Source organism: Achromobacter semiaridum (assembly GCF_053543755.1).
Window position 1 is genome coordinate 27,896 of record NZ_JBLVOL010000019.1, and the last position, 2,911, is coordinate 30,806.

The 2,911-nt window shown below is 64.7% G+C and carries 2 protein-coding genes; both read left to right on the forward strand.

From position 1 onward, the window contains the following. Positions 1 to 61: 61 nt before the first annotated feature. Positions 62 to 2,347 (forward strand): putative bifunctional diguanylate cyclase/phosphodiesterase, encoded by a 2,286-nt coding sequence (locus ACNPP0_RS06445; protein WP_448705346.1) that lies wholly within the window; start codon positions 62 to 64, stop codon positions 2,345 to 2,347. 77 nt (positions 2,348 to 2,424) lie between these two features. Beyond that, positions 2,425 to 2,871, forward strand: coding sequence for an isochorismatase family protein (locus ACNPP0_RS06450; protein ID WP_448705347.1), 447 nt, complete (start codon positions 2,425 to 2,427; stop codon positions 2,869 to 2,871). Positions 2,872 to 2,911: the final 40 nt, after the last annotated feature.

A 2,911-nucleotide genomic window follows, 5' to 3' on the forward strand; every position in this document is an offset into this window, starting at 1 on the left:
GTGCCGCCCCTTTTCCCTTTCTTGTTGACCAGGCGCCAGCCCTTCCCGGAGACACACGGGCATGAAAACAAGCGTCGAGCGACTTCCGCAATTCGCCGGCGGGCTACTAGTCCTGTTGCTGGCGGCCTTCGGGCTGTTCCTGGCGGCCATGGTTTTTTCCCTGTATCTGTCGGTGGAAAAAAGCGACGACATGTCGGCCCAGCGGCAAAGCCGTGAACTGGGGCAGGCCATCAGCGCCGTGCTCGACGACGTGTCGCAGGCACAAGAGGGCGTGGCGCTGTGGGACATGCTGCTGGACGAACTTGCCAAGCCGAAGCCCGACCCGGCCTGGTTGGATGACAACGTGGGTACCTTGTTGTATCGGCTGTTCAATCAGGACGTCATTTTCATCCTGGGCCCGGACGATGAGCCCGTCTACGCCAGCGTGAACGGCCAGGCCGCCTCGCCGTCGATGTACCTGTCGTACCAGCCCGCCATCAACAGATTCGTTGACCTGACGCGCGGACGGATCAGCAGGCCCAATAACGATCATGAACGCTTGCCGGGACAATTGCCGGCTACCGAAGCCACCTTGCGCACCACCTCGTCCGCCGTGCACGCCACCGATCTGGCCATCGTGCAGGATCGCCCCGCCGTGGTCAGCGTAATGCGCATCGACCACTTTCAGATGCGCCCCGCCACGCCGGGCGCCGACCCGCACAATCTGCTTGTCAGTGTCCGGTACATCGATGGCGATTTTCTGTATGCGTTCTCGCGAGGCAACCTGGTTGAAGGGCTGCATTACCATCCTGAACGCGTGCACCATGACAATGACGGAGAGCGCGAGCTGGCGTTGACCTCATCGGATGGCGCGCCTATCGGCTATCTGATGTGGCGGCCGGACCTTCCCGGCTCGGAATTATGGCGCGCGATGCTGCCCGCCTTCGTCTCCATGATCGGAGGCGCCCTGGTCATCGTGGCGTTCCTGGCGCTGCGCACGTACCGCTTGTTGCGCGACCAGCAATCGCACCTGAGCGCGCTGCGCGCGGCGCACGTAGAGTTGAAGGCCAGCGAAGCGCATGCCCAGCACCTGGCCTTTCATGACGTGCTGACCGGGCTTGCGAACCGCGCCTACTTCGCCACCTTTGTCGACCAGGCGCTGGTGCGCAGACACCCCGATTCCAGCTGCGCGGTGCTGCTGCTGGACCTGGATCATTTCAAGCAGGTCAACGACACCTGGGGGCACGCCGCCGGCGACGCGCTGATCCAGGAATTCGCGCGCCGCGTCAAGGCGATACTGGGGCCGGACGATGTGATCGCAAGGCTGGGCGGAGACGAGTTCGCGGTGCTTGCGCAAAACACGTCCCAAGCGGCCACGGAGGCGTTGACGAAGGGCATTCTGGCCGAGGTGCGCGCCCCGTTCGAGCTGTTGGGCGGGCGCGCGTTCGTCGGCGCCAGCGTCGGCATATCCATGGCGCCCCAGGATGCGACAACGCGCAGCGAATTGATGCGCAAAGCGGACATCGCGCTGTACCGCGCCAAAGAGTCGGGCAGAAACCAGTATTGCTTCTTCGAACCGGAAATGGACGAGACCCTGAAGGCCAAGGCGTTGATGGAGGCAGACCTGCGCGCCGCGTTGGCCGACGGCGGCCAGCTAAGCGTGTATTTTCAGCCGCAGATCGATAGCGGTACGCATCAACTGGTGGGGGTCGAGGCGCTGATCCGATGGCATCACCCGACCACCGGTGCCGTGCCGCCACAGATTTTCGTAGCGGTTGCCGAGTCCACGGGGCTGATCGTGGAGCTGGGCGATTGGGTGCTGCGCGAAGCGTGCCGCGCCGCCTTGCAATGGCCGGGCCTGTCCATCGCGGTGAACCTTTCCCCCGTTCAGTTTCGCAGCACCGGCTTTGCCGCCCGCGTCATCGACCTGGTGACGGCGGCGGGCGTCAGCCCCACGCAGATCGAACTGGAGGTGACCGAAGGCGTGTTCATCGAGGACGACGGGCGCGTGCAAAGCGCCATCGCCCAGTTGCGCGCGGTGGGGTTCAGGATCGCGCTGGACGACTTTGGCACGGGCTATTCCAGCCTGAGCTATTTGCAGAAATTCTCCGTCGACAAGATCAAGATCGATCGCAGCTTTGTGGCCAATATTGGCGAAGGCGCGGACTCCACCGCCATCGTCAACGCCGTCGTGACGCTGGGCCGCTCGATGGGGCTGACGGTCAACGCCGAGGGCGTCGAGACGGCGGCGCAACGCGATTTTCTACGCGCTGCCGGCTGCGACGAGCTGCAAGGCTTTCTGTTTTCGAAAGCAGTGCCGGCGGAAGAAATTACGCAGCATTTGCAAATGGCACGCGCGGCGGACTGAACGTTGGGCGAACGGGCGAACGCGCCCGCGGGCCAGCGGGCCGCAGGCCGCTTACGCCGAAACCGTGCCCGCAAAATGTGGCGAGCTGCCAGAGTATTCGATCAGCAATTCCGTCAGGACCCGGATCTTGCGCGCGGGATGCTGACCGGGCGGCCTCGCTTCTCCGTCCTGAAGACTCGGTATTCCGCAAGCAGCTGATCATTGCCGGCTTGTGGACCGAGGTCTGCGTGGCGATGCCGGCGATCCAGGCGGCGGGCGAAGGCTGGGATGTGACGGTGGTGACCGACGCGTCCGGCGGCGTGTCGGTCGAAGCGCACGAAGTGGCGCTTCAGCGCATGGCGGTGGCCGGCGTCAACTTGATGACGTGGCTGGCGGTGGCCGCCGAATGGCAGCGCGACTGGGCGCGCCTGGGCACCGCCGAAGCGCTGACCAATGTACTGGTCCAACACGCGGCCGGCGCCGGCATCGCGCACCTGTGGGAACAGCAGTTGCTGAATACGCCCGCGCCCGCCACCGCAAGCTGATCGCGGCGGCGCCCCGAACCGGCGCCAGGACGGCATAAGT

Bases quoted from the DNA above. Each gene is read 5' to 3' on its own strand.
- ACNPP0_RS06445 (WP_448705346.1), top strand. From the start codon at position 62: ATGAAAACAAGCGTCGAGCGACTTCCGCAATTCGCCGGCGGGCTACTA.